Annotated in this window: 21 protein-coding genes; 8 read left to right on the top strand and 13 right to left on the bottom strand. The window is 58.8% G+C overall.

Annotated features, from left to right (window positions below; genetic code table 11):
- Nucleotides 1–22: 22 nt before the first annotated feature.
- Nucleotides 23–1,513: an FAD-dependent tricarballylate dehydrogenase TcuA gene (gene tcuA / locus CQ017_RS05390; RefSeq protein WP_105552861.1), complete on the bottom strand. Its 1,491-nt coding sequence runs from the start codon at nucleotides 1,511–1,513 to the stop codon at nucleotides 23–25.
- Between the two features lie 419 nt (nucleotides 1,514–1,932).
- Between tcuA and CQ017_RS05385 the strand changes: the two genes are divergently transcribed.
- Nucleotides 1,933–3,096: an MFS transporter gene (locus CQ017_RS05385; protein WP_258133505.1), complete on the top strand. Its 1,164-nt coding sequence runs from the start codon at nucleotides 1,933–1,935 to the stop codon at nucleotides 3,094–3,096.
- Here CQ017_RS05385 and CQ017_RS05380 read toward each other — a convergent pair.
- Complete coding sequence (locus CQ017_RS05380; protein ID WP_105679027.1) at nucleotides 3,093–3,806, bottom strand: LysE family translocator; 714 nt, start codon at nucleotides 3,804–3,806, stop codon at nucleotides 3,093–3,095. The genes CQ017_RS05385 and CQ017_RS05380 overlap by 4 nt on opposite strands.
- Nucleotides 3,807–3,838: 32 nt before the next feature.
- Here CQ017_RS05380 and CQ017_RS05375 point away from each other — a divergent pair, with 32 nt between their 5' ends.
- Nucleotides 3,839–4,183, top strand: coding sequence for a hypothetical protein (locus tag CQ017_RS05375; RefSeq protein ID WP_105552859.1), 345 nt, complete (start codon nucleotides 3,839–3,841; stop codon nucleotides 4,181–4,183).
- Between the two features lie 51 nt (nucleotides 4,184–4,234).
- Nucleotides 4,235–4,642, top strand: coding sequence for a DUF4190 domain-containing protein (locus CQ017_RS05370; RefSeq protein WP_105552858.1), 408 nt, complete (start codon nucleotides 4,235–4,237; stop codon nucleotides 4,640–4,642).
- 120 nt (nucleotides 4,643–4,762) lie between these two features.
- On the opposite strand, the gene CQ017_RS05365 is transcribed toward CQ017_RS05370, so the two are convergent.
- Nucleotides 4,763–5,320 carry a YceI family protein gene (locus CQ017_RS05365; protein WP_105552857.1) on the bottom strand — a complete coding sequence of 186 codons (558 nt, stop codon included), beginning with the start codon at nucleotides 5,318–5,320 and terminating at the stop codon, nucleotides 4,763–4,765.
- Nucleotides 5,321–5,545: 225 nt separating this feature from the next.
- Between CQ017_RS05365 and CQ017_RS18040 the strand changes: the two genes are divergently transcribed.
- Nucleotides 5,546–5,704 (top strand): hypothetical protein, encoded by a 159-nt coding sequence (locus CQ017_RS18040; protein ID WP_181148386.1) that lies wholly within the window; start codon nucleotides 5,546–5,548, stop codon nucleotides 5,702–5,704.
- Between the two features lie 184 nt (nucleotides 5,705–5,888).
- Here CQ017_RS18040 and CQ017_RS05360 read toward each other — a convergent pair whose 3' ends face one another.
- From CQ017_RS05360 to CQ017_RS05345, 4 genes are read right to left on the bottom strand one after another with little or no spacing between them, the layout of a single operon-like run.
- The gene (locus tag CQ017_RS05360) at nucleotides 5,889–6,866 is read right to left on the bottom strand and encodes a glycine betaine ABC transporter substrate-binding protein (RefSeq protein WP_105552856.1); all 978 of its coding nucleotides are present in this window, start codon (nucleotides 6,864–6,866) and stop codon (nucleotides 5,889–5,891) included.
- Entirely contained in the window at nucleotides 6,863–7,591 is a 729-nt protein-coding gene (locus tag CQ017_RS05355; protein WP_105552855.1) for an ABC transporter permease, read from the bottom strand. The genes CQ017_RS05360 and CQ017_RS05355 overlap by 4 nt, the downstream gene beginning before the upstream one ends.
- The gene (locus CQ017_RS05350; RefSeq protein ID WP_105552854.1) at nucleotides 7,588–8,790 is read right to left on the bottom strand and encodes an ABC transporter ATP-binding protein; all 1,203 of its coding nucleotides are present in this window, start codon (nucleotides 8,788–8,790) and stop codon (nucleotides 7,588–7,590) included. The genes CQ017_RS05355 and CQ017_RS05350 overlap by 4 nt, the downstream gene beginning before the upstream one ends.
- Nucleotides 8,791–8,839: 49 nt before the next feature.
- A complete protein-coding gene (locus tag CQ017_RS05345) occupies nucleotides 8,840–9,481 on the bottom strand; it encodes an ABC transporter permease (protein ID WP_105552853.1) in 642 nt (213 codons plus the stop codon).
- A 216-nt stretch (nucleotides 9,482–9,697) separates the two neighbouring features.
- Here CQ017_RS05345 and CQ017_RS05340 point away from each other — a divergent pair, with 216 nt between their 5' ends.
- From CQ017_RS05340 to ald, 3 genes are all read left to right on the top strand, one after another.
- A complete protein-coding gene (locus CQ017_RS05340) occupies nucleotides 9,698–10,549 on the top strand; it encodes a fumarylacetoacetate hydrolase family protein (RefSeq protein WP_105552852.1) in 852 nt (283 codons plus the stop codon).
- Nucleotides 10,550–10,730: 181 nt separating this feature from the next.
- Nucleotides 10,731–12,245 carry a sodium:alanine symporter family protein gene (locus tag CQ017_RS05335; protein ID WP_105552851.1) on the top strand — a complete coding sequence of 505 codons (1,515 nt, stop codon included), beginning with the start codon at nucleotides 10,731–10,733 and terminating at the stop codon, nucleotides 12,243–12,245.
- Nucleotides 12,246–12,772: 527 nt separating this feature from the next.
- A complete protein-coding gene (gene ald, locus CQ017_RS05330) occupies nucleotides 12,773–13,900 on the top strand; it encodes an alanine dehydrogenase (protein ID WP_105552850.1) in 1,128 nt (375 codons plus the stop codon).
- 109 nt (nucleotides 13,901–14,009) lie between these two features.
- On the opposite strand, the gene CQ017_RS05325 is transcribed toward ald, so the two are convergent.
- Together CQ017_RS05325 and CQ017_RS05315 are read right to left on the bottom strand one after the other, a co-directional pair.
- Nucleotides 14,010–14,855: a CoA ester lyase gene (locus CQ017_RS05325; RefSeq protein ID WP_105552849.1), complete on the bottom strand. Its 846-nt coding sequence runs from the start codon at nucleotides 14,853–14,855 to the stop codon at nucleotides 14,010–14,012.
- Nucleotides 14,856–15,900: 1,045 nt separating this feature from the next.
- The gene (locus tag CQ017_RS05315) at nucleotides 15,901–16,638 is read right to left on the bottom strand and encodes a DUF4262 domain-containing protein (protein WP_219843915.1); all 738 of its coding nucleotides are present in this window, start codon (nucleotides 16,636–16,638) and stop codon (nucleotides 15,901–15,903) included.
- 471 nt (nucleotides 16,639–17,109) lie between these two features.
- Between CQ017_RS05315 and CQ017_RS05310 the strand changes: the two genes are divergently transcribed.
- Nucleotides 17,110–17,442 (top strand): hypothetical protein, encoded by a 333-nt coding sequence (locus CQ017_RS05310; RefSeq protein WP_105552847.1) that lies wholly within the window; start codon nucleotides 17,110–17,112, stop codon nucleotides 17,440–17,442.
- 528 nt (nucleotides 17,443–17,970) lie between these two features.
- Here CQ017_RS05310 and CQ017_RS05305 read toward each other — a convergent pair.
- The 4 genes from CQ017_RS05305 to CQ017_RS05290 all read right to left on the bottom strand — a co-directional run bounded on the left by CQ017_RS05305 (nucleotide 17,971) and on the right by CQ017_RS05290 (nucleotide 22,674).
- A complete protein-coding gene (locus tag CQ017_RS05305) occupies nucleotides 17,971–19,146 on the bottom strand; it encodes an NADP-dependent malic enzyme (protein ID WP_105552846.1) in 1,176 nt (391 codons plus the stop codon).
- 362 nt (nucleotides 19,147–19,508) lie between these two features.
- Nucleotides 19,509–21,110, bottom strand: coding sequence for a sulfatase (locus CQ017_RS05300; protein ID WP_105552845.1), 1,602 nt, complete (start codon nucleotides 21,108–21,110; stop codon nucleotides 19,509–19,511).
- The gene (locus CQ017_RS05295) at nucleotides 21,107–21,916 is read right to left on the bottom strand and encodes an ABC transporter ATP-binding protein (protein WP_181148416.1); all 810 of its coding nucleotides are present in this window, start codon (nucleotides 21,914–21,916) and stop codon (nucleotides 21,107–21,109) included. Before CQ017_RS05295 ends, CQ017_RS05300 begins: the two co-directional genes overlap by 4 nt.
- Before the next feature lie 8 nt (nucleotides 21,917–21,924).
- A complete protein-coding gene (locus CQ017_RS05290) occupies nucleotides 21,925–22,674 on the bottom strand; it encodes an ABC transporter permease (protein WP_258133501.1) in 750 nt (249 codons plus the stop codon).
- Nucleotides 22,675–22,697: the final 23 nt, after the last annotated feature.

Genomic DNA, 22,697 nt, shown 5'->3' with positions numbered 1-22,697 from the left:
TGCGAGAGAACTGCACTATGCCTTAAGCCAGATTACCGGCTCGGCGGCCAAACACGACACCGGCGGCAAGACCCGAACCACCTGGGTAGTTGGCCGAGAACAGTCCACCGAGCATCTCGCCGCAGACGAACAGGCCCGGTACCGGCTGGCCTTCCTCGTTCAGCGCGCGGCCTTCGGTGTCCCCCTTCAGCCCGCCGAAGGTGAAGGTGATGCCGCAGGTTACCGGGTAAGCGTAGAACGGGCCGGTGGCCAACGGGGTGGCCCAGTTGCTCTTGACCGGGCTGACCTTCGAGGCGCGGCCGTCCAGCACATTGGGGTCGAAGGGGATGCTGGTGTCGATGGCGCCGTTGAATTCGGTGATGGTCTTGGTCAGCGAAGCGGGGTCCACATTGATCTTTGCGGCCAGCTCCTCGATGGTATCGGCAACGACTTCGGAGATACCTGGCATCTCGTATTCTTCGCTGCGCAGCATCGGACGCAAATTTGCGTCGAAGATCTGGTAGGCGACCGAATCCGGCTGCTTCAAGATTTCGCGGCCGTACTTGGCGTAGGTCAGATTGCGGAAGTCCGCCCCTTCGTCGAGGAAGCGCTCGCCACGGTTGTTGACGATGATTCCCAACGGGTAGGACTGGCGGGTCAGGCGGTTGGTCAGTTCACGGTTCGATTCGTTCTGCGCGGTGAATGCGTCCCACTGCACCGAGTGGCAGGTGCTCCAGTCTCCGCCCTTGGCAATGCCGATCTCCAGTCCGGCCTGGATCATCGCACCGTAGTTGTAGGGGGTGCCGCGGACCTTGGCGTTCTCCCAGCCCTCCCCCAAGTGCTCCTTGCGCAGCTCAGGGTTGGATTCGAAGCCACCGGCTCCCAGCACGACCGACTCGGCGCGCAGTTCCTGCACGCTGCCGTCGCTCTGGCGAACCTTGACACCCTTGACCGTGCCGTCTTCAACGATCAGCGCGAAGACATCCTGCTCGAAGCGGACCTCGGTGCCCAGCTTCTCGGCCACCGCAAGGTGGTCCTTCATCAGGCCTTCTCCGCCGTCCACGTTCCCGACATGCAGCCCGCCCCAGAAGAGGAAGGTGCCATCTTCGCGGGAGTAAGCCTGGCGCTCGTACATGAGGCGGTACTTCAACCCCAGGGACTTCAGCCAACGCAAGCCCGGTGCCGCTTCGGTGACCAGAACCTCGGTCAATTCCTTGTCGTTGCGCCCCTCGGTGACCTTCGCCATGTCCCCTGCGTAGTCTTCCGCGGTGTAGGGCGGCACCTCGGAGAGCTGGTGGCGCTCGTCGAATTCGATGAAATCCTGCAGGTCTTCCAGACCGTTGTGCGCGATGCGGGTGGCACCGGCGGTGTAGTAGCTGTTTCCGCCGAACTGATCCTTCGGAGCTTTTTCCAACAGCAGGACCTTGCGGCCGCGCGTGACCGCGGCGTGTGCGGCGGTGAAGGCTGCATTGCCTCCACCGACGACGATCACATCTGCGGCGTTGGTGGATTTTCCCTGGACTGGAGTCGTCATATGTAGTGACCTTTCGGAATTCTTGAATTCGGCGCCCCCGGCCGTGTGAAGACCACACGAAGCGGAGCCGGATTCTACGTCTGAACGTTGATTCCTAATTAGTGTATACACAAAAGAACATTAATAACCACTAAAGTTCACAAATAGTTCGAGTGCTACTTCCGGCGACAGCGATACTCCGGACGGCCAGCGGTACCGGATCGCGATTTCAGTTCGACACCCCACCTCCGGCGAGTACTCACCGGTGCGGCTCCATGGATCTCTGCCCGGGCTCAGCATCGGGCAGAGAATTGCTCGACGCCTAGTTCCGGGACTTCGCTTAGCTGTCCGGCCGCACTAGGTCATACCCGCGAACAGTACGGCGCATCTCTGGTTACATAGGGTGGTTATAGGTATTGGGTTGAAGATAGGAAATAGCTTTGAGCAAACCACCGGCCGCAGCAGCCAAGCAGGTGCCCGACTCTGCCCTGCGCTTCGTTGGGTTCCTGTCATTTTTCGATCGTTATGCCACCCCGCCAATGTTTCTGGCACTATCTTTGGCGACTGCGCTTACGCTGTCTCAAGCCGTCGAACTCGTGGCGGGGTATTCCCTGCTTTACGCCTTGGGACAACCGCTGTGGGGCTTGGCCAGCGATAGGCTTGGTCGACTAACCGTGTTGCGGTGCGCGCTGTTCGGAGTGGTGCTTGGCGCGATTGCGAGCAGCGTATTCACCGAGTTCTTCCCCCTATTGATCGCCCGGTCATTTACGGGTTTCATGTTTGGTGCGCTGTATCCGACCCTGCTGACCCTGCTCGGTGATACTCGAGTTGGCTTGGCTAAGGCCCGTGGTCTGTCAGATCTGCAAATTTATTCTTCGTTGGGAACTACCTTGGCCACGCTTGTGGCTGGGGCCCTTGCCACGTTCGTGGATTGGCGCCTGGTGTTTCTTCTTCCCGCCCTAGGCGCGATAGCGGCGCTGGCAACCCTACGCCGGGTGGCCGAACCGCTTCGGGAAGCCACCGCTCGGAACTTCAAGGCGGCCTTCGGCGCAGAGAATGTGCTCCTGTACGCGGTGGTATTCCTCGAAGGCGGGCTGTTGATAGGGATGCTTGCCTATGTAGTTCCCGCCTTGCAAGATGCTGGCGTCGGCATTTGGATCTCGGGCCTGCTTGGTTGCGGATTCGCGGGTGGAGTGATTTTCGGTGCGCGGCTCATGCGCTTGCTCGTGTCGCGGTTTTCCCGTACGTGGCTCATCGGCATCGGTGGCGCAGTCCTTTGGGCGAGCTTTGCGCCTTCGGCTTTTGCTCCGTCGCCTGCGGCTTTCACCTGTACCGCGTTCCTGCTCGGGGTAGCCAACGCGGTCATGCATTCGTCCATGCAAGGTTGGGCCACCGAAGTAGCACCGCAAGCGCGGGCCACAACTGTTTCACTGTTTGTGTTCTCGCTGTTTTTCGGGGCCTCGGCGGCTACCTACCTCACGGCCGACCTTGCTGAGCAGGGAAACTTCTCGCGCATATTCGGTATCGGCTTTTGGCTCAGTATCGTCTTGGTTGTCTCAGCGACCTGGCTGCATGCCCGCTGGCTAGCAAGGCAGCTCGCCTAAAGGAAAGCGCTCAGCAGCACTCCAATGCCCATAAGGAAAAGCGCTGCACAGGCCGTCCATTCCAAGCGAAGAGTGATCTCTGGCTTCTTGAACCACTGCATGGCCTTGGATGCCACTGCGCTCAATATCAATAGATATAGAAATCCAACCGCCGCAAAGATTGCACCCAAGCCCATTCCCCACAGCAGGGTACTCGATTCCTTGGGGATAAAGCTTGGCATCATCGCCAGAAACAACAATCCTAATTTCGGATTCAGCGCTGCCGAAAGCACACCAGCAACAAAAGATCGGCGCAAGGTTTGACCCCGCATCCGAGCGCCGGCTCGCGTTTCGGTGCGCGCAATGGCGCTATCGGCTTTGGCGACGGCGCGAGATTTCAGGAACCCGGATAGCCCCAAGTACATCAGGTACAGACCGCCAAGCATTGCAATGATCGATTCGATGACGGGGTAGCGCTGCATCAACGATGCGGCACCTGCACCGGCCAGCGTGGCCCAGGCGAAAATGGCTGTCACCATGCCGAGAGCCGCGACGACACCGTGGAGCTGGCGTACCAGCGAAAAGCGAAGGACCAAGAAGGTATCTGGCCCTGGTGAGAGAGTGACCATTACGCATACGCCGAGGTATGCCAAGAACGAAGCCCAAGTCATGATCTCTAAGTATAGAAATTCGCCACCAGAGTGTGTTAATGCATGACGCGGGCTTAGCATTAGAAGTGCACTACATAGGAGGCAGAGGCAAAATGTCACAGCCGCAGTATGGGCCGCAGCCCAGTTACCAAGATCCTGCTACCCAGTTCAACGGACACTACCCGCCGCCGCATCCTGGCGTTGCCTTGTCGCAAACTTCAATGATTCTCGGGATTCTCTCGCTTTTCGTCGTGGGCGTGATCCTCGGTCCGATCGCCATCATCAAAGGAAACGAAGCCGAACGTGCCTACGGGGTTCAAGCTACCGTCGGTAAAGTCACCGGGATGATCGGCTTGATCCTGGGAGCACTGCAGCTGCTAGCGGTCGTAGGATACTTCCTCCTGGTCCTCTTCATACTTCCGTTCTCGATTTACGGCTCAGGCATGCCAGAGCAGTGAAGACTGCAGAAACACGATAATCATTTTCTCTCAAATAAATAAGGACCACTCATGAGCACCCCGAATAACGAACCGAATAATCCCTACACCTCAGGAAATCCCGGCCAGCAGCCGCAGTACCCGTACCAGACCCCTGGCCAGAACCAGCAATTTGGTGCAGCACCGGGCTACCCCGGATACGCTTATCCGCAGCAGCATGTCCAAGGTTCCCAGTTGGCGCAGACATCGATGATCTTGGGTATCATTTCGCTATTCGTCGTAGGCATCATCTTGGGGCCAATCGCCATTTCGAAGGCCAAAAGGGCCGAACGGGAATTCAACACCGACGCCACGGTCGGCAAGGTGACCGGCTGGATCGGGACCATATTCGGAATTATCGGGTTGCTCTACATAATTTTGATGATCGTCATGGCGGTCACCTTTGCCGGAACCGATGCCATGTACTCCGAATTCTCGTAATCGCTGCGCACCGTCCGCCTAGCACGGTTAACGACAGAGACCTGGCGATGCGCTTTCGCGCATCGCCAGGTCTCTGCCTGTATCGGCCCTTTGCCATCCCCCATAGATGGCTTCGGGAGCTTATTCTGCGGTTGGCAGGACGAAAGAAGCGTCGATTTCGATCTTGACCTTGTCGCTGACCAAAACGCCGCCTGCTTCGAGAGCCGCGTTCCAGGTAATACCGAATTCCTTGCGGGAGATGGTGGTGGAGGCGAAGAAGCCTGCACGGGTTGCGCCGAAGGCGTCTACCACCTGGCCGCCGAGCTCAGCTGCGAACTCAACCTGCTTGGTGACGCCGCGGATGGTCAGGTCGCCAACGAGAACGAAGTCTTCAGCGTCGCCCTTGGTGCCGGTGGACTTGAAGGTCATAACCGGGAATTCCTCGGCATTGAAGAAGTCCGCGCTTGTCAGGTGACCGTCACGGTTTGCATCCTTGGTGTTGACCGAAGCGATCTGAACGGTAGCTTCGATCGAGGACTCTTCCAGGCTCTGGCCAACGTTCAAGGTTGCCTCGAAATCCTGGAAGCTGCCGCGAACTTTGGAAACACCTGCGTGACGAACCGAGAATCCGATTTCCGAGTGCGAAGCGTCCAGGGTCCAGGCGCCGACGGTCAGTGGTGAAGTTGCAGATACAGTCATTTTCAGTTCCTTGTCGTCATCGCCAACACTGTAGTTGACGTTTCAATTTGTTTTGCTGGTACCAGTATTGCACTATTTAAGTTGAAGCGTCAACCATGTCGCGCAACAAACTTTTCCTCGATTTCAAAGAAGGTGGGCCATTTCAGCTCTGACTAGTAATTTAATTTCCAAAAATTTTTCTACTCAGCCCTCTCCGATCCCAGTAATTCTGGCTAGACTGGGCGCATGACCAGTGATCCGAACGCACCTAATAAAAAAGCGCAGGAAGCCGAACTAGCCGCGGATCTGGAAGAGATCTGGCAGGAAGAGTCCCCCACTACCGCCGAAGCCACCAAGTCTGCCGACGAAGTCGACGGCAAGTTCGGTACCCGCGACGGTTCCTAGAAACCATCCGGACCGACACAACTATCTTGCGCCCCCGGACGCTAACTAATCCAGTATCTCGGCGCAAGGCCACCGGGCGAACCAACTGCGGGTGAACACTGCGCAAGTTTTGCCTGGGTCATTAACCGCAAATGGCCGTTCCAAGGAACCTATCCTTGGAACGGCCATCACGCCGGTTGCTTCACTAAGGTGCGCTAATAAGACCTTCGTTCAGCATCCATTCATAGGCGACATCGGCGGGCTCGCGCCCCTCAACATCCACCTGGTAGTTCAGTTCCAGCAGCACCTCATCGGTCAGCATTGGCGCAATCTGCGCCATCACGTCTTTGACCCCGGGATTTTCCTGCAAGAATTCGGCGTTGAACGCTGGCGCCGCGTTATAGCTCGGGAAGTACTGCTTGTCGTCTTCCAGCACCGTAAGATCCAGCGCCCTGATGCGACCGTCGGTTGTGAACACCTCACCGAAGTTGCAAGCGCCCTCGGCGGTTGCCTGGTAGATGGCGCCCACGTCGTACAAACCGATGTTCTCTTCCTTGACTTGGCTGCCGCGGTCGATCCCGTAGTGCTCGAGCATCGGGGTCAACCCATCACGGCGCGAGTTGAACTCCGGGTCGACACAGAAGGTCAGCTCGTTCGAATCAAGTTTGGACATTTCCGAAAGCTTGGTGATGCCCAAGCGATCAGCCACCTTCCGGTTCATGGCCATGGCGTAGGTGTTGTTCAGCGGCGCCGGTTCTCCCCAGACGATGCCGTTGGCCACATCTTCCTCGCGCACCGCTTCCCACTGCTCTTCGGCACCGGCTACCGGTTCTTCATAGCCCAGATAGGTCAGCCATGCGGTACCCGTGTATTCCCACAAGGCGCTGGCGTCCCCGGAGAGCAACAGCTCGCGTGCCGGTTGGGATCCGGGCACATTTGTCAGATCCGTGACGTCATAACCGGCAACATCCAAGGCAATCACCGAGATTTTTCCCAAGATCAATTGCTCGGTGAATGCCTTCGAGGTGACGGTGACCTTGGCGTCATCGGCCAGATCTGGAATTTCTTCAATGATTCCCGGGTTGGCATCGGGCACCGTGCCGGTGGAGGGGCTCAGCCCGCAGCCTGTCAGGCCTAAAAGGGCCGCGAAGGATAGGGCTCCAAGTTTCAATTTCCGATTCATGAGAGTCCTTTCGGCCGGGCGACCTGTTCCACGACTCGTCCAAGCCAGTCGATGGTCAATGCCAGCAAGGCCACCAGCAGCGAACCTGCAATCAGCACCACGTTCAGATTCAGGTTCACCCCGGTGGTAATCAGAATTCCCAATCCTCCACCGTTAATGAAGGTGGCCAAGGTGGCGGTTCCTACCAGCAGCACCAAGGCGGTGCGGATGCCGGAGAGCATCACCGGGACCGCGAGTGGAAGCTCGACCTTGAACAAGACCGCCATCTGGCTCATGCCAATGCCGCGCCCGGCTTCCACCAGTCGTTCATCGACCTGTTGCAAGCCCACAATGGTGTTTGAAAGGACCGGGAGGATCGCATAGATCACCAAGGACACGATGGCCGTATTCGGACCGAATCCAAGCCAGAAGGCCAACAGCACGACCACGCCGATGGCCGGGGCAGCCTGGCCGAAGTTGGCGACGGCACGCACCCCGGGCGCCGCCTTGCGAAACGCTGGACGGGTCAAGATGATGCCCAGCGGAATCGCAATGATCAGCACGATCACCGCTGAGATCACCGTGATTTTCAGGTGATCCAGCGTATAGCCCCAAATGGTTGCCGGATCCAGCGTCTGCCGTTCGGTTTCCGTGAGGTTCGCGGTGACCAACCAGATCACCAGGATGCCGAAGGCCGCGGCGATGCCAAGGAGCTGGTAGATCAGCCCTCGTTTTTCGGCATTCATGAAGATTCACCGCCGGTTTGACCGCGGTCCGTCTGGATGTCTGCCACATTGATGGCGCCGGAGTTCAGGCCTACCGGTGCATCGTGGTCATCGTCCAGGTTGGCGTTGCTCGCAGAGATCGCTTCCATCACCGTCTGCACCGTGATGATGCCCCGAAGCACATCGCGACGCCCGGTCACCAACGCAGATTCGGTGCTTGCCACCAGCATGGTGTCCAGCGCATCGTTCAAGGTCGCCTGCTCGCCGACAACCGGCAAATCCGGATCATAGGTGCCATCGATAATCTCCGCACGGGAGAGTTGGCGCCGGGTGAGCCGACGCAACGGGCGGCCGCGCGAGTCCAGGACCACCGCATATTTCCGTCCGGCGCCTTGCAGCTGCGAAAGCACCTCGGAAGCGTTCTTCCCGGCGGTGGTGGTGATGGCTTCGGACAGTTCCACCTCGTGCACGCGGGTCAGCGTCAACTGCTTCAAGCCGGCACCGGATCCAATGAAGTTCTCCACGAATTCGCTGGCGGGGTTGGCCAGGATGCGCTCGGGGGAATCGTACTGTTCCAGCTGTGCGCCTTCATTGAAGATCGCGATCCAGTCCCCCAGCTTCACGGCTTCGTCGAAGTCGTGGGTCACGCAAACGATGGTCTTCTGGACTTCCGACTGAATATTGAGCAGCTCATCTTGCAGACGCTGACGGGTAATCGGGTCGACCGCACCGAAGGGCTCGTCCATCAGCAACACCGGAGGGTCTGCTGCCAGTGCACGGGCCACGCCCACGCGTTGCTGCTGGCCCCCGGAGAGCTCCTTCGGGAAGCGGTTGCGGTACAGCTCCGGGTCCAGTGAGACCAACTCCAGCAGCTCGTCGACGCGCGCGGCAATCTTCTCCTTGGACCAGCCAAGCATCTTCGGCACCATCGCGATATTTGTCGCCACGGTCATATGCGGAAACAGCCCTCCGGCCTGAATGACATATCCGATGCGGCGACGCAGCTCGTCGCCATCCATGTCGGTGACGTCTTCGCCGTTGATCACGATCTCGCCGGAGGTCGGTTCGATCAACCGGTTGATCATTTTCAGCGTGGTAGTTTTGCCGCAGCCCGAAGGGCCGACAAACATCACGATCGAACCGGCGGGGATCTCAAGGGTGAGCCCACCGACCGCAGATTTCTTCTGGCCCGGGTAGGTCTTGGTGACCTCCTGAAGCATGATCGATGCCCCGGTGACGCTATTTTCGTTACTGGTTTCGACTTTATTTTCAGACACGGATACCTCGCGGGGTAGTCAGTCGGCCAATGCCGAGCAAGATCAAATCAAGAATGAGCGCCAGAATGACGACCCCGACCACGCCGGTGATGACGGATTCAAGGGAGTTTGCGCCACCTAGACGGGAAAGGCCGGAGAAGATGTAGCCGCCGAGTCCTGGGCCCAGCGCGTAGGACACCACTGCCGCCACGCCCATCACCATCTGCGCCGAGATGCGAACCCCGCTGAGGATCACCGGCCAGGCCATAGGCAGTTCAACGGAGATCAGCGTTTTCATGCGGCTCATCCCGATGCCCTTCGCCGATTCGACGACGGTGGGTTCGATGTTGTTCAGCCCCACAATGGCATTGCGCAGGATCGGAAGGGCGGCGAAGAATGTCACCACGATCACCGCCGGCAAGACGCCGAAGCCGAAAGGCACAATCAGCAGACCGATCAGTGCGAAAGATGGGATGGTCAGCCCGATGGCGCTGATTCCGTTGGCCACTCCGGATAAAGATTTACTGCGATACACCAATACGGCGATCAGCACGGCAATGATCGTCGCCAGGACAAGGCACTGGGCTACCAACCACAAATGCTGCCAAGAGGCGAATAGAATTTGGCGATATCGCTCGCCGAAAAAGTCACCCACATTAAGACCTGCTTCACTTTAGTTTCGTTTCAACCACTGACTCGGAGGAGGTTCCTCGCCTCAGCTTTTCTCCCAAGTTTACGTGGCGATGCACCACTCCCTTAGTACCGTTTTGATAAACCTCTGCTTGACTTGGCCGAATATGAGTGTCGTTTTGGCCTATTTAGCCCCCTCAGCAGGCTAGCCAAGACGGTGCGGATGTAGTGAGATAGGAACATGAAACTAGCTACCGTGCGACTGACCACCGAACCGGGCCTGACGACAGCGGCCGTCATCGAAGAGGGCCGTCTTTACTATCTGGAAAATCTCGCCAACGTTCAAAAATTCTTGCGCCTCGATAATGCAACGCAGCAAGAAGTCGTCGCCCGGGCGATGGTAGGCGATTCGATCGCCGAAGGCGAGGCAGACTATGCCGCACTGATCCCAACCCCCGCCAAGGTGTACTGCATTGGGCTGAACTACCGCAACCACATCGCCGAGGTGGGAGCGGAAGAACCTGAATTCCCCACGGTCTTCGCGAAGTTCGCCTCCACGCTCTGCGGAGCAAATGACACCGTCGAAATTCCTGCCGAAGATTACCGGATGGACTATGAGGGTGAGCTGGCCATCGTCATCGGCAAACCCGGACGCCGGATCTCGATCGAAGACGCGGAGAATCATATCGCCGGCTACGCGGTCTCCAACGATGTCTCCATGCGCGGCTTCCAGGGACGAACCACCGAATGGCTGCAGGGCAAGGCCTGGGATAAGTCGACTCCGGTGGGTCCATGGTTGGTCACCTCCGAAGAGTTCACCCCGGGAGCCAAAATCACCACGAAGGTCAATGGCGCGGTAGTCCAGGAAGACTCAACCGATGATCTGGTGTTCTCCGCGGCCGAGCTGGTCTCCTACCTGTCGGTGATCAACGAGCTGCAACCCGGGGACCTAATCCTCACCGGCACCCCAGCGGGCGTTGCCTTGGGACGCCGCGACGAGCATGGGCGACGCCCGTGGCTCAAGGCCGGTGACATCTTGGAAACGAGCATCGAGGGGCTCGGCACCTCGGCGGTCAAGTTCACCTCCGCCTAGTACTTTCAGGATTCCAGTTTCCCCGAGCCGCACCCACCGGCTCGGGGAAACGTTTTAACCTCGAATGCGACACGAAACAGCGTTTGTGACTTGACTCTCACCATCACGTAGGATGACTGAGGATGTCACCTACGATGACAGTCATCATCGCTTCTCACTCGCATCGAAGGATCTAGAACTCATGGACTCATTGGGAACACTCTTCGGAGATATCTCCTCGGTCATTTGGGGACCGTTTGTCCTCATCCCGTTGCTCTTGGGCACCGGCCTCTACCTCACCATCCGCCTCGGCGGATTGCAGTTCATCAAACTCATCCCGGCACTCAGGCTAGGAATCTTCAAGCGCAAGGACCCGGGCGCCGATGGCGACGTCTCGCAGTTCCAGGCGCTCACCACCGCACTGGCGGCCACCGTCGGGACGGGTAACATCGTCGGCGTTGCCACGGCCATCGGCATCGGTGGCCCCGGCGCGTTGTTCTGGATGTGGGTCACCGGCCTGCTCGGCATGGCTTCGAAGTACACCGAAGCCTACTTGGGTGTCCGTTTCCGCGGCACCGACACGGCTGGTGAAAAGTCCGGCGGTCCGCAGAACTACCTTGAGCGCGGCATCAAGGGGCCATTCGGCAAGTTCCTTGCGCTGTTCTTCGCTATTGCGGCGACCCTTGCCAGCTTCGGCATCGGCAACATGACCCAGGGCAACTCGATTGCAGCCAACCTGGAGAACTCCTTCAACGTGATCCCATGGGTCACCGGCGTGGTTCTCACCATCTTGTCGATCGCAGTTCTGGTCGGTGGCATCAAGTCCATTGGCAGAGTCACCGCGGCATTCGTTCCGGTAATGATCGTGTTCTACGTGGCCGCAGCGATCTTCATCTTGATCTCCAACGTCAGCGGCATCCCAGCTGCCTTCGGCCAGATCTTCACCGACGCCTTCACCGGCTCCTCGGCGGTCGGCGGATTCGTCGGCTCGGCCATCATCATCGCCATCCAGTTCGGTGTGGCTCGCGGTATCTTCTCCAACGAATCCGGCATGGGCTCGGCAGCTATCGCCGCAGCCGCGGCGCAGACCACGCACCCGGTTCGCCAGGGCCTAGTCTCCATGACCCAGACCTTTATCGATACGATCATCGTGGTCACCTGCACCGGACTGGTCATCATCACCACCGGCACCTGGAAGCTGATCGATGAGGCAACCGGCGAACAGATCGCCGCCTCGCTGATGACCGGCGAGGCATTCACCAACGGCCTGCCGGGCGAATGGGGCCACTGGATCGTGACCCTGGGCCTGGTCATGTTCGCCTTCTCCACCATCTTGGGCTGGTGCTACTACGGTGAGCGCAACATCGAGCGCCTCATTGGCCGCAAGGGCGTCATGCCTTTCCGCGTGATCTTCTCGCTGGTCGTGTACGTTGGCTGCACCACCGAGCTGACCCCGGTCTGGAATTTCTCGGACATGATGAACGGCCTGATGGCCCTGCCAAACCTCATCGGCTTGCTGATCCTCTCCGGCATGGTGGCTCGCGAAACTCGCTGGTACCTGAAGAATGACCCGAAGTTGGAAGCCAACAAGGACCAGATCGAGGACTTCATGTCCGGCCGTCCAGGCTGGGCCGAGTGGAAGGCCGGCAACGTGGTTGGCTCTTCGCACCATCGCGGAGCACACGAAGTTCAGGATGATCCAGAGCCTCGACGCTAAGCGCTAAGCAACCGCACCGCGCATTGCGAGGACTGCCGCTGTATCGGCCCTGTCGGGCCGCTACGGCGGCAGTCCTTTTTGCTGCTCAGCGCATACGCAGTTGGCTGGTCCCACCATCGCGGGAGCAGCCGTCTTCCGGGTCGGAGCCGTCAAAAGGCTGATGCCCGAGGGATTGACGCCGCTTTGCTCCAGCGACGGCGCACGACGTGATGGCCCAGAGCCGAAAATTGCCTGACAGCCAGCTCAGGGAACCTCCAGCGCCGGGCCAGTCTCGACAACTGCTCTCCTAAGTCGGCGAGCTATTGCCACAGATTATGGAGCCCGTAGATCTGACGGTGACGCAGCCCACTCAGTGGAAAACTTCTGCGATATAAAACAGATTTTCTAGATATAACCGTAGATTATTCGGCAGAGCCCCGCAAAACCCGTTGTAAACTCTAATCTGGTGAGTAACTACTACGGCGAGCATCGTCCCGATATCGATTCGATGTCCTTGCCCGACATGTCTCACGAGAGGACTGACTGCCATGATCATTGGTGTCCCAAAGGAAATCAAGAATAACGAATTTCGCGTCGCCATGACACCAGCCGGCGTGTCCGAGTTTGTGACCCGCGGCCACGATGTGATCGTCGAAACCGGTGCAGGCGTCGGCTCGGGGAATGCCGACGAGGCCTATCTCGCGGCCGGCGCGCGCATCGCCGCCGGCGCGGATGCCACCTGGGCCGAGGCGGAGATGATCTTGAAGGTCAAGGAGCCGATCGCCGCGGAGTACCATCGCATGCGCTCCGGACAGCTGCTGTTCACCTACCTGCATCTGGCCGCCTCGCGAGAGTGCACCGACGCGCTGCTGGCCGCCGGTTCCACCGCCATCGCCTATGAGACCGTCGCGTCGGGGCGCACCTTGCCGTTGCTGGCTCCGATGTCCGAGGTCGCCGGGCGCCTTGCGGCCCAGATTGGTGCCGTCCAGCTGCAGCAGCCCAACGGCGGCGCCGGCGTGCTGATGGGCGGCGTGCCCGGTACGCGCCCGGCCAAGGTTGTGGTGATCGGCGGCGGCGTGGCCGGCACGCATGCGGCCACCATCGCCATGGGGATGGGGGCCGACGTGACCATCATCGATATCAACCTCTCCCGGCTGCGCGAAATCGATCTGGCTTTCATGGGCCGCATCAAGACCCTGGCCTCGCAGCGCCTGTCGATTGCCTCCGAGGTGGCCGCCGCCGATCTGGTCATCGGTTCGGTGCTGATCCCGGGCGCGGCTGCGCCAAAGCTGGTCACCCGCGATATGGTCGAGCACATGCGCCCGGGCTCCGTGCTCGTGGATATCGCAATCGACCAGGGCGGCTGCTTCGAAGGTTCGCGCCCGACCACGCACGCCGAACCGACTTTCAAGGTCCACGACGCCGTGTACTACTGCGTGGCCAACATGCCCGGGGCCGTCCCGCAGACTTCCACCGCGGCACTGACCAACGCCACCCTGCCCTATGCGCTGCGTATCGCGGACAAGGGCTGGAAGCAGGCGCTGCGCGAAGACGCCGGTCTGGCCAACGGCCTGAACGTGCACGACGGCCAAGTGACCTTCAAATCGGTGGCGGACGAATTTTCCCTGCCCCACTTGCCCATCGAAGAGCTGCTGGGTACGGCGTCGCTCGTCTAATTCGCGGCGACCGAAGGGGTATCTAGGCCCGCTCGTCGTGGCACGGCCGGTGAATGCAGATTACCGGCCGTTCCATTGCGCACGAGAGGTAATGGAGTGCAGTTGCGGACTAGGCGTTCCACAATCCGTAGGAGTCGGCCAGATCTGCGATCTTCTGTGCACGGGCTAGACGCGGCAGGTAGGAACCGTCGCCTACCGACGCACCGGCCGCGTGAGCTTCGAGCAGCTCCATGGCCCAGGACAGTTCGTCCTCGCTTGGTGCGAGTGCGGCGTTGATGCCGTCGACGTGGTCGCGGGAAAGGGAGAGCTTCCCGGTCATGCCCATCGATGCGGTTACCAGGGTATCTTCGGTAACCTTCGCGGCGCTCGCACCGGCAGGCGGCGGGCCGTCGATAGCGCCGGGCAGCTTACCCACGCGGGAAGCCATGACGAGCTTGCCTCGGGCATAGGCCAGGGCCAACGGGTCATCGGAGACACCGGTGTCCTTGCGGAAGTCGTTCACGCCGAAGGCCAGGCGGAAGGTGCCCGGAGCCGAGGCAATGTTCGTGGCGTTTTCGATGCCTACGGCGGTTTCGATCAGCGCGAGCACCGGGGTGCCTGCGCGCAAGCGCATCGCGGTGTAAGTGACCTGCTCTGGTTTTTCGGTCATGGCCAGCATGACCCCGCGCAGGCCCGGGGTTTCCGCGAGAGCCGCGAGATCATCGGCCCAGAAGTCGGTGTCGGTGCCGTTAACGCGCACCCAGGCGGTCATGCCGTTGGATAGAGCGCGCACCACGTTGTCACGGGCGAAGGCCTTTTTGTCGTCCGGAACGGCAGCTTCCATATCAAAAATTACCGAGTCCGCTTCACAAGCTAGGCCGGGTCCGAAGTCTTCTTCTTTGGCGGCGTTGACCAGAAGCCACGAACGGGATAATTTTGCTGGGAGAGCCGCAGCGCGACGATTTCGGAAAGCCATAATTACAAGCCTACTCACTTTTCTGGCCGGCCTTCCACCGACACTCATCCACAAGCACTACTTGCACCGCATCCCAAATTTGGAGTGAAACATGACCGCGTGTGGTCAGACCAAGGGTCGCTAATTGCACGGGTTTTGTCCGGTCTCCAAAATGCACCCCTTCTGCCATGCGAGGGCAGCTCATGAACGGAGCACTGCGTGTCGCCTCGGCCGAGGAAACTCATCGCCTACAAGAACTGCAAGATACAGAACGAGGCTTTTTCAGTCGCGATATTCGACAGCTGATGATTCGTGGAACGGGCGGCACAGTGTGCGACGGCCCCTCGGTCAATGATGCCTTGAAGATCCTTGGATTCAAGCAGTTCTTCGCCATTCGCGCCTTGGATCAGACGCTGCCGAACAAGCTGGACTACAAGATATTCTCTGAATCCGCGGGGTCACCTGCTCGGAGCATGGATTGGGTTTTCAGCAGATGTTCCCACTTGTTCCATTCGGTGGTGGCTAGGATCGCGAATGTGTCCGCGATCGCACAATGCACTGGATTCTGTTGGACAGAGCAAAAGCCGTGGTCCCCGGTTTCAGGCCGCATCTTGCCGACTGCGGGACCAAGGTTGCGCGGGGCGAAGGCTTAGGGTGAAACCGAATCCTAGTTCCCACCGGCCAAGAACATCGCTGTATGGACGTTTCTCGTTGTGGGGCTTGTCATGATTGTTACAGGCTCTGCCTCCGTAACCGGGGCATGGTGGCTTGTTCCCCCAAGGAATCATGGGTTTGGTCGCGGAGTCCAGATTGCAGCCTTCGCCCTCGTCGGAATCGGCGGCATGGGGTCACCGCAGCGGAAGATAAGGACCCAGAGAACATACTCCGTCAGGCCACCGTTGTCGGATCGTTTGATCCTTGCAGGATCAGCCGCTGGTGTGGTGGATTTCGCGGTTCTCAACTCCGCATGTTTGGTACGCGTTGGGGGAACTGTTCCGCCTCTTCGCTACTGAATGCCCAAGCGAAGTCGGGCTACATGTCTAAGTGTTGCGGTAGTTCCCCGTACTCAAGGTGCAAGACAATATGGGTGCACCCCGCATGGCACAGTTCTACCTTGGCGTTCGTCCTCTAGGCCGGGGGCACGCAGATCGATAACCTCATGGCCCTTCTGGTCACGCGGCCACGGTTTCTCGTAGTGCGGGTCGCCGTCGCCCCTGAAGATCCGTAGTTCAATGCGCCTACTCAATTGCGTGCAGTGCACGCGGAATACACGTCCATGAGAACCGGAACACCGACGAATCCAGAGTTGCCAGGCCGTTTTGTTTGCTGAGGGTCTGCCCCACCAAGACGTGTCAGAGCCGCAGCCGGTGCCATCCCTCCTGGCGGCTTCGGCCAACAGCTCAGGTGGTGGCGGCCAGGAATCGATGATGTGAATTTCCAATGCCGTCATCGCGGTACCGTAGCGCACAACGGCCTCCAACAGGTGTGCGCCGGCATCAGGGAGGCGCATGAAATAGAGCAGCTGCTGCCCGAGGTAGTGGGCAGTATGCTGGTGCCCGAAGATTTCACCGGTTTTAATGACCCGCTGGGCCAATGGATTCAGCAGCTCGCAGGTTGTCACCATATCCAGGCCTCGCACCAGGAATTCCGGGTGCCCGTGTGCGGTCAGTCCGACGGTGTAGCCGAAGGTCTTGGTCGGGTCGGGGTTTTCGATGAATTGCACCGCGTTGCCGTACATGCGAATCGTGTTTGTGATCTGCAGTTCGACTTCTTCGTTTGAAAATCCATCACATTGCAAGCACATGGCTGGTCTCCTTGGGCTTCGTCCTATTGACACTCCAAGTGTTGACCCGCAGCTGAGCTTGGCGACAAGCAACTCGAAATTTGTGGATAACTCCGGCAGCATCTCTGGACAACTTTCGATCGACCGCTGGCCGACCTCTCGTTGGCCTGCATCCGTGCCGGGCAGCCAGCGCACCTCGAATAGCAGCATGATCAAGTAGTACCTATCCGAGAAAAGCAGGAAATCAAGTGTCCCGCATGCGCGCCAAGCGAGTATTTTTCCGCCTAGCTTAAGTTCTAACAATTCATTGCGTATTCGCGGGCGCCTTGTGTCATTGCTCGCCTGTCACGTGCTGGGTGGTAGTTGGGAAACGCGTGGGGAATTCCTGCGCCACGCTTCAAGGACAGCGCCCCGAACTTCACCAACCGGCGCGCAGAAGCCACGGGCCTTCGGTTCGCGGCCACCTACTCGCTACCGATTCAGGAGTGAACAATGAAGCGATTACTCGCAGTGGCCGCAGTGGCCGCACTTTCCGCACTAGGTGCTGTCGCACCGGCCAGCGCGGCCCCGCCTGCTGGCGCGGTATGCCCAAGTTGGGACACCGGGCATATCGACGGTTCCGGCGGCGGAACGGCAACCATCATGGCCCCCGAGGGCATGGTCATTACTGCCGTCTGCGTCAAGGCAGGTTCGGCCAAACAAGGCAATGGACCCGAATACACATACTATGATCCGGGAGTTTCCAGCGTGACCAACTGGCATTCCTCGGGCAAGGATATTTCGCATTATTCGGTGATGTACTCGGACGGCGGCCCGATCAGCTAGCGTACGGATCTTCCTGCGATCTGCCAGTTCCCGCGCATTCCGTGCGTGGGAACTGGTTTTCCCGGTCGTACACGGCATTCCCGAGTGACTTCATCTATTCAGCTGGCGGGGCGGTGCACTGGGTAATCTGGAGCAACCGTCACACTGCTTGTGCCGCGAAGGCGCGCTCGCGCGGATGCTCGTGGTTGGCGCATCTCCCGAGCACGGTTGGCTCACCGCGTTGACCCGCAGCATTCCCCGCATGCCGCCTCTGGCTGGCTTTCGTACCTCCCGTCACCGCTTGGTTCGGATTTACGCAGTTTCACGGTGCCAGCAGCGAATCCGAACAGAGCCGGCGTTTCAAACAAGGCCTCCTACCCCATGGAGCAACCTGACTATGAGTGAGCCAGAAAGTGTCCATGCACAAGTGCTGCCCCTGGCGAGAGTCACCGCCGCCCGTCCAGCGATAACTAGCCTTAAACGACGCAGCGCACCTGCTCTCGCCGTATCGGTCTGAGCAGGTGCGCTGCGTTGCGTTGCGCAATAAGCCTACTTCGCGTTCTTAGCTTCCGCGGCCACCGCGGCGGCAACGGCCGGCATCACACGGTCGTCGATCGCCGAAGGAACGATGTAATCCGCGGCGAGGTCCTCGCCGACCAGATCGGCGATCGCGTGTGCCGCGGCCACCTTCATCGCCTCGGTGATCTTCTTGGCGCCCGAATCCAAGGCACCACGGAAGATCCCGGGGAAGGCCAGCACATTGTTGATCTGGTTCGGGAAGTCGCTGCGTCCGGTGGCCACCACGGCCGCGTAGCGCTTGGCAACCTCCGGCATGATCTCCGGGGTGGGGTTCGACAGGGCGAAGATGATCGCGTTCTCGTTCATCTTGGCCACCGCTGACTCATCAAACTGCGAGGAGGACAGCCCGACAACGACGTCTGCTCCGTCCAATGCCTCGGCGAGGCCGCCCATGACGTCTTCACGGTTGGTGCGTGCCGCCAGTTCCGCCTTGACCGAGTTCAGGTCATCGCGGTCGCGGTGGATGGTGCCGCGCGAATCGAGCACGATCACATCATCAACGCCTGCCTGCAGCAGCAGGTTGGTGACCGCGACACCGGCCGACCCGGCACCCGAAACTACAACCTTCAGCGAGCTGATTTCTCGCTTGGTCTGGCGAGCAGCACCGATCAGGGCCGCCAGCACCACCACAGCGGTGCCGTGCTGGTCATCGTGCATGACCGGGCAATCCAGGGCTTCGATCAGACGCTTTTCAATTTCGAAGCAGCGCGGCGCCGAAATGTCTTCGAGGTTGACCGCGCCGAAGCTTGGGCGGAGGCGGATCACGGTTTCGACGATTTCATCTACGTCGGTGGTGTTCAACACCAGCGGGATCGAATCCAAGCCGCCGAATTCCTTGAACAATGCGCTCTTGCCTTCCATCACCGGAAGCGATGCGGCGGCACCGATGTCGCCGAGGCCAAGGACAGCGGTGCCGTCCGAAACGACGGCGACCATGCGTGAGGCCCAGGTATGGGTGGCGTGCATGGCTGGGTCATCGGCGATCGCCTGGGAAACCTTGGCTACGCCCGGGGTATATGCAATGGAAAGATCGCGCTTGGAATTCAGTGGCATCTTCGACTGAACGGTGAGCTTGCCGCCAAGATGGGCGTTGAAGATCTCTTCGTCGGTGATGGTCTTTAGGTCTTTGCTGGCTTCAATAGACATTGAAATACTCTACTTTCAAGAAAGTTCTGAATGACGAAAACGCAGTACCCACGAAACTTGTGGCATAGCGTAGGAACGCGCATGACCATTCATCCGACCGCAAAGGAACCCGAACCAACGCATTTAAGGTGGACATCAGGCTTCCATCTACACAATTCCCGCGGCGTCGTTGCCAGGTAAGGCGAAACGCTCCGTCGCGGTGTGCCGGATGATGGTTGGTCAGTACTTTCTTTAGACCTACAATTTCCACCATACGGGAACCGCTGAACGTGGCACAACCCCCGTTCGTCGCATTCGGTCTTATCAGCAGGCGGGAGCACCGATTGAAACGACAACGCTCCCGCCTGCTCATAAGTTCCAAGCTAAGCCGACGCCACTGGCCTGACTTGGGCAGATGCTAGATTCACCAATTCTTCATTCAACGCCATTTCAAGTCGATGCTTGAGGCCCTGAGCCTGTTGCAAACCCGCTAGGTTTTCCATCTCGTCATAATCGTTCCGATGATCATAGAGTTCGTAGGTATCGGTACCGAAATACTTAGTCAGCCTCCCTTCGGGGGTGATGACCGAGCGCATGCGAACCGGCGCAGGCAGTCCCTCCAGTGAAAACGGCTGGTCCTCTTCGATCAGCAAAGCGCGTGCACCGTCGCCGACACGTAGCTCACCGTTTTCTGACAGGCTCCGCCCCTGGATTCCTCGGAATGCTGGAACCTGTGCCAGATCCATAAATGTCGGGGCCAGATCGGCGCTGGAAATCAAATCGGCCCTGTGCTCTGCGACCTTCTGCCCGGGCATGTGAATCAACAGCGGGACCCTCGTGACGGCTCGGTAATGGACGAAGTGCTTGAGCATCAATCCATGATCGCCGAAGAGGTCACCGTGGTCGGAAGTAAATACCACAATGGTGTTATCTGCCTGCCCAGTTTCTTCCAGAGTCTGAAGTACTTCGCCAATTTGCTCGTCCATAAACTCGATCAGGCCATACTGAGCGGCGGCTGCCATCCGATATTGCGTCTCCGTCACCGAAAACGTCATGGTTGGATCTCCGTTGGGTTGCCCGCGTTGAGCGATCATCTTCCGAATGTGCTCTGGAGAACGCGAATGGTCTTGGCCGAATCCAACCGGAAGCGACAAACTGTCGGGGTCGTACCGACGCGAGTATTCACGCGGCGGGGCAAAGGGATGATGCGGGTCGGGAAAAGAAACGAACATGAAAAAAGGATCGTCTTCGCCAGCTGCTTTGCGCACCTGCTCGCTGGCCTTCACCCCGATATACCTAGTCGGGTGTGCAGAGGCAGGAATCGATGACGTATAAACTTGTTCCCAGCTATCAAGCACATTGGTACCGGCTTTTGAGCCGCCCAGCAACTCGGGATCTATGCCTTGTTCGCGGGCCCAGTGAGCCCAATGTCCGCCCGGAGCATCGCCATGCCCAATGACAAGGTCTACATTCTGATAACCGTAATAGTCTTCGGGCATCGGAATGAACGAAGCAGCATGACGTTCCCGGTTTTCACACTGATCCCAGCCTGGTTCTCGGAGTCGGTTAAATGCATCGGGCAATCGAGGGTCCATCAGCCCCGGAGCACTGGCCCTGATCTGTTCAAGCTGTTCTGGCTCAAAGTCCCATCCCATGTTCTGGTGGTGTAATTTTCCTACCGCTGAGGTTCGGTATCCACAACTGGCCAGTTGGCGAACAAACGTCGAAGCCTCGGGATCAACGGGAATACCGTTGTACTGCGTGCCGTGCGCGCTCGGCCAGCGTCCTGTCAGCAGGCTGGCCCGGTTGGGCATGCAGGTCGGATTCGCCACATGTGCGTTCTCGTACACGGTGGACCGTTCTGCTAACCGATCGAGGTTTGGGGTACGCACTTCATCATTTCCATATGCTCCCAAATGGTCTGCACGTAGTTGGTCAGCAATGAAAACTAGAATGTTTGGGCGCGTCACCTCTGGTCCGCTCATGATTCGGACTGCCGAATCAATGACAGGACCTTCGTGCGCAGACCGGAGAATTCCGGTAATGCACGGCTGGTGATCTGATTGCGCGGCTGGGGAAGATCGACGGGCAAGACTTCGAGGACTTGGGCCGGCTTGTTGCCGATGGCAACAATTCGATCCGACAAATAGACAGCTTCGTCGATATCGTGCGTGACGAGCAAGATCGTCATTCCTAGCTCATCGCGGATCTTCAGGCATAAGTCCTCCAAATCGAATCGGGTCTGCGCATCCACCGACGCGAATGGCTCATCCATGATCAGGATCTCCGGGCGGTAGGCCAATGCCCGAGCGATCGCCACACGTTGCTGCATCCCGCCCGAGAGCTGCCATGGATAACGTTTCGCTGCGTGGGACAGTCCTACTTCATTCAGCGCTTCCTCGATCCGAGTGCGAACCTCGGCCGCTGGGAGATGCAAATGGCGCAGCGGCAGGAGCAGGTTTTTCTCAACTGTCAGCCACGGCATCAGCGACCGCGAGTAGTCCTGGAACACCAACGCCATCTCGGCCGGTGGGCCGGAGACTTGGTGTCCATCGATCTTCATGGTCCCGCCGCTTGAAGGCTGAAGTCCTGCCAAGCACTTGAGCAGGGTGGTTTTGCCGACGCCCGAAGGCCCAACAATGCACACCACTTCGCCAGCATGTATCGAAAACGTCAGGTCTTTGATGACCTCAACGGATTTCGGTCCGTGTCCGTATGTTTTGGCAAGGCCTTGAACTTCTAGTCGCGCGACAGGTGTGGACCCTGCTTTGGGCTGTGTAGTGGTGGGGATGGTGGAGTTCACGATACCTTCTCCATTTTCTTGGATCCGATGTACCAGGACAGTGCCCGGTTTTTGACGAGGTCGAAAAGGACGTTGCTCAGAAAGCCGATAAGGCCGAGTAAGAGTATCCCGGCCCACATGTCAGCAGCCATGAAGGTCTGTTGCGCAAGCAGGGTCATCGCGCCGATGCCCTGTGCGGTGCCCATCATTTCGGAAGCGATCATCACAATGAATGCCACTAATAAGCTAACTTGCATGCCTGCGGCAATCTGTGGACTGGCCGAGGGCAGATACACCGACAGCAACCGGTCTTTGCGATCGAGCCGGTAGACGGTGCACACGTCTTTCAACGAAGCATCTACAGCCTTGATCCCATCCATGGTCGCGATCAAAGTCGGGAAGACCGCAGCGATCACGATTGATGAAATGCGCATCTGGTCGGTGAAACCGACCAGAGTAATCAGGATCGGAACCAGAGCCACCGGCGGAATACCACGTAGCAGGTGCAACGATGGCTCGAACAAGACGCGCAGAACTGGCACCGTAGCAAGGATGAATCCGATGACCACACCGAGCACCGCAGCCAGGGCGAAGCCGATGATCAAGTTACGCATGCTCGGGATGATGTCACTAACAAAGTGTTCAAAAATCCATAAGTCGGCAAAACGAACCAAAATATCACTCAACGGCGGGAAAAACGCATTGGTCGACTGGCTGGATGCCTTGAACCACGCGAGGATCAGCACAAAGGGGGCCGTGATGGCCAAGGCTAGGTTGAATAGGTGGCGTT

Source organism: Arthrobacter sp. MYb224 (assembly GCF_002975455.1).
Lineage (GTDB): Bacteria > Actinomycetota > Actinomycetes > Actinomycetales > Micrococcaceae > Glutamicibacter.
Note: the sequence above shows the minus strand (reverse complement) of the source record. Positions and strands in the feature narration are given on the sequence as shown.

Coding starts and splice junctions, on each gene's coding strand:
- CQ017_RS05305 (WP_105552846.1), bottom strand. CDS start 19,146: ATGTCTATTGAAGCCAGCAAAGACCTAAAGACCATCACCGACGAAGAG.
- CQ017_RS05325 (WP_105552849.1), bottom strand. CDS start 14,855: ATGGCTTTCCGAAATCGTCGCGCTGCGGCTCTCCCAGCAAAATTATCC.
- CQ017_RS18040 (WP_181148386.1), top strand. CDS start 5,546: ATGACCAGTGATCCGAACGCACCTAATAAAAAAGCGCAGGAAGCCGAA.
- tcuA (WP_105552861.1), bottom strand. CDS start 1,513: ATGACGACTCCAGTCCAGGGAAAATCCACCAACGCCGCAGATGTGATC.
- CQ017_RS05315 (WP_219843915.1), bottom strand. CDS start 16,638: ATGTGCTTGCAATGTGATGGATTTTCAAACGAAGAAGTCGAACTGCAG.
- CQ017_RS05335 (WP_105552851.1), top strand. CDS start 10,731: ATGGACTCATTGGGAACACTCTTCGGAGATATCTCCTCGGTCATTTGG.
- CQ017_RS05370 (WP_105552858.1), top strand. CDS start 4,235: ATGAGCACCCCGAATAACGAACCGAATAATCCCTACACCTCAGGAAAT.
- CQ017_RS05310 (WP_105552847.1), top strand. CDS start 17,110: ATGAAGCGATTACTCGCAGTGGCCGCAGTGGCCGCACTTTCCGCACTA.
- CQ017_RS05340 (WP_105552852.1), top strand. CDS start 9,698: ATGAAACTAGCTACCGTGCGACTGACCACCGAACCGGGCCTGACGACA.
- CQ017_RS05380 (WP_105679027.1), bottom strand. CDS start 3,806: ATGCTAAGCCCGCGTCATGCATTAACACACTCTGGTGGCGAATTTCTA.
- ald (WP_105552850.1), top strand. CDS start 12,773: ATGATCATTGGTGTCCCAAAGGAAATCAAGAATAACGAATTTCGCGTC.
- CQ017_RS05355 (WP_105552855.1), bottom strand. CDS start 7,591: ATGAATGCCGAAAAACGAGGGCTGATCTACCAGCTCCTTGGCATCGCC.
- CQ017_RS05350 (WP_105552854.1), bottom strand. CDS start 8,790: ATGCTTCAGGAGGTCACCAAGACCTACCCGGGCCAGAAGAAATCTGCG.
- CQ017_RS05365 (WP_105552857.1), bottom strand. CDS start 5,320: ATGACTGTATCTGCAACTTCACCACTGACCGTCGGCGCCTGGACCCTG.
- CQ017_RS05300 (WP_105552845.1), bottom strand. CDS start 21,110: ATGAGCGGACCAGAGGTGACGCGCCCAAACATTCTAGTTTTCATTGCT.
- CQ017_RS05375 (WP_105552859.1), top strand. CDS start 3,839: ATGTCACAGCCGCAGTATGGGCCGCAGCCCAGTTACCAAGATCCTGCT.
- CQ017_RS05360 (WP_105552856.1), bottom strand. CDS start 6,866: ATGAATCGGAAATTGAAACTTGGAGCCCTATCCTTCGCGGCCCTTTTA.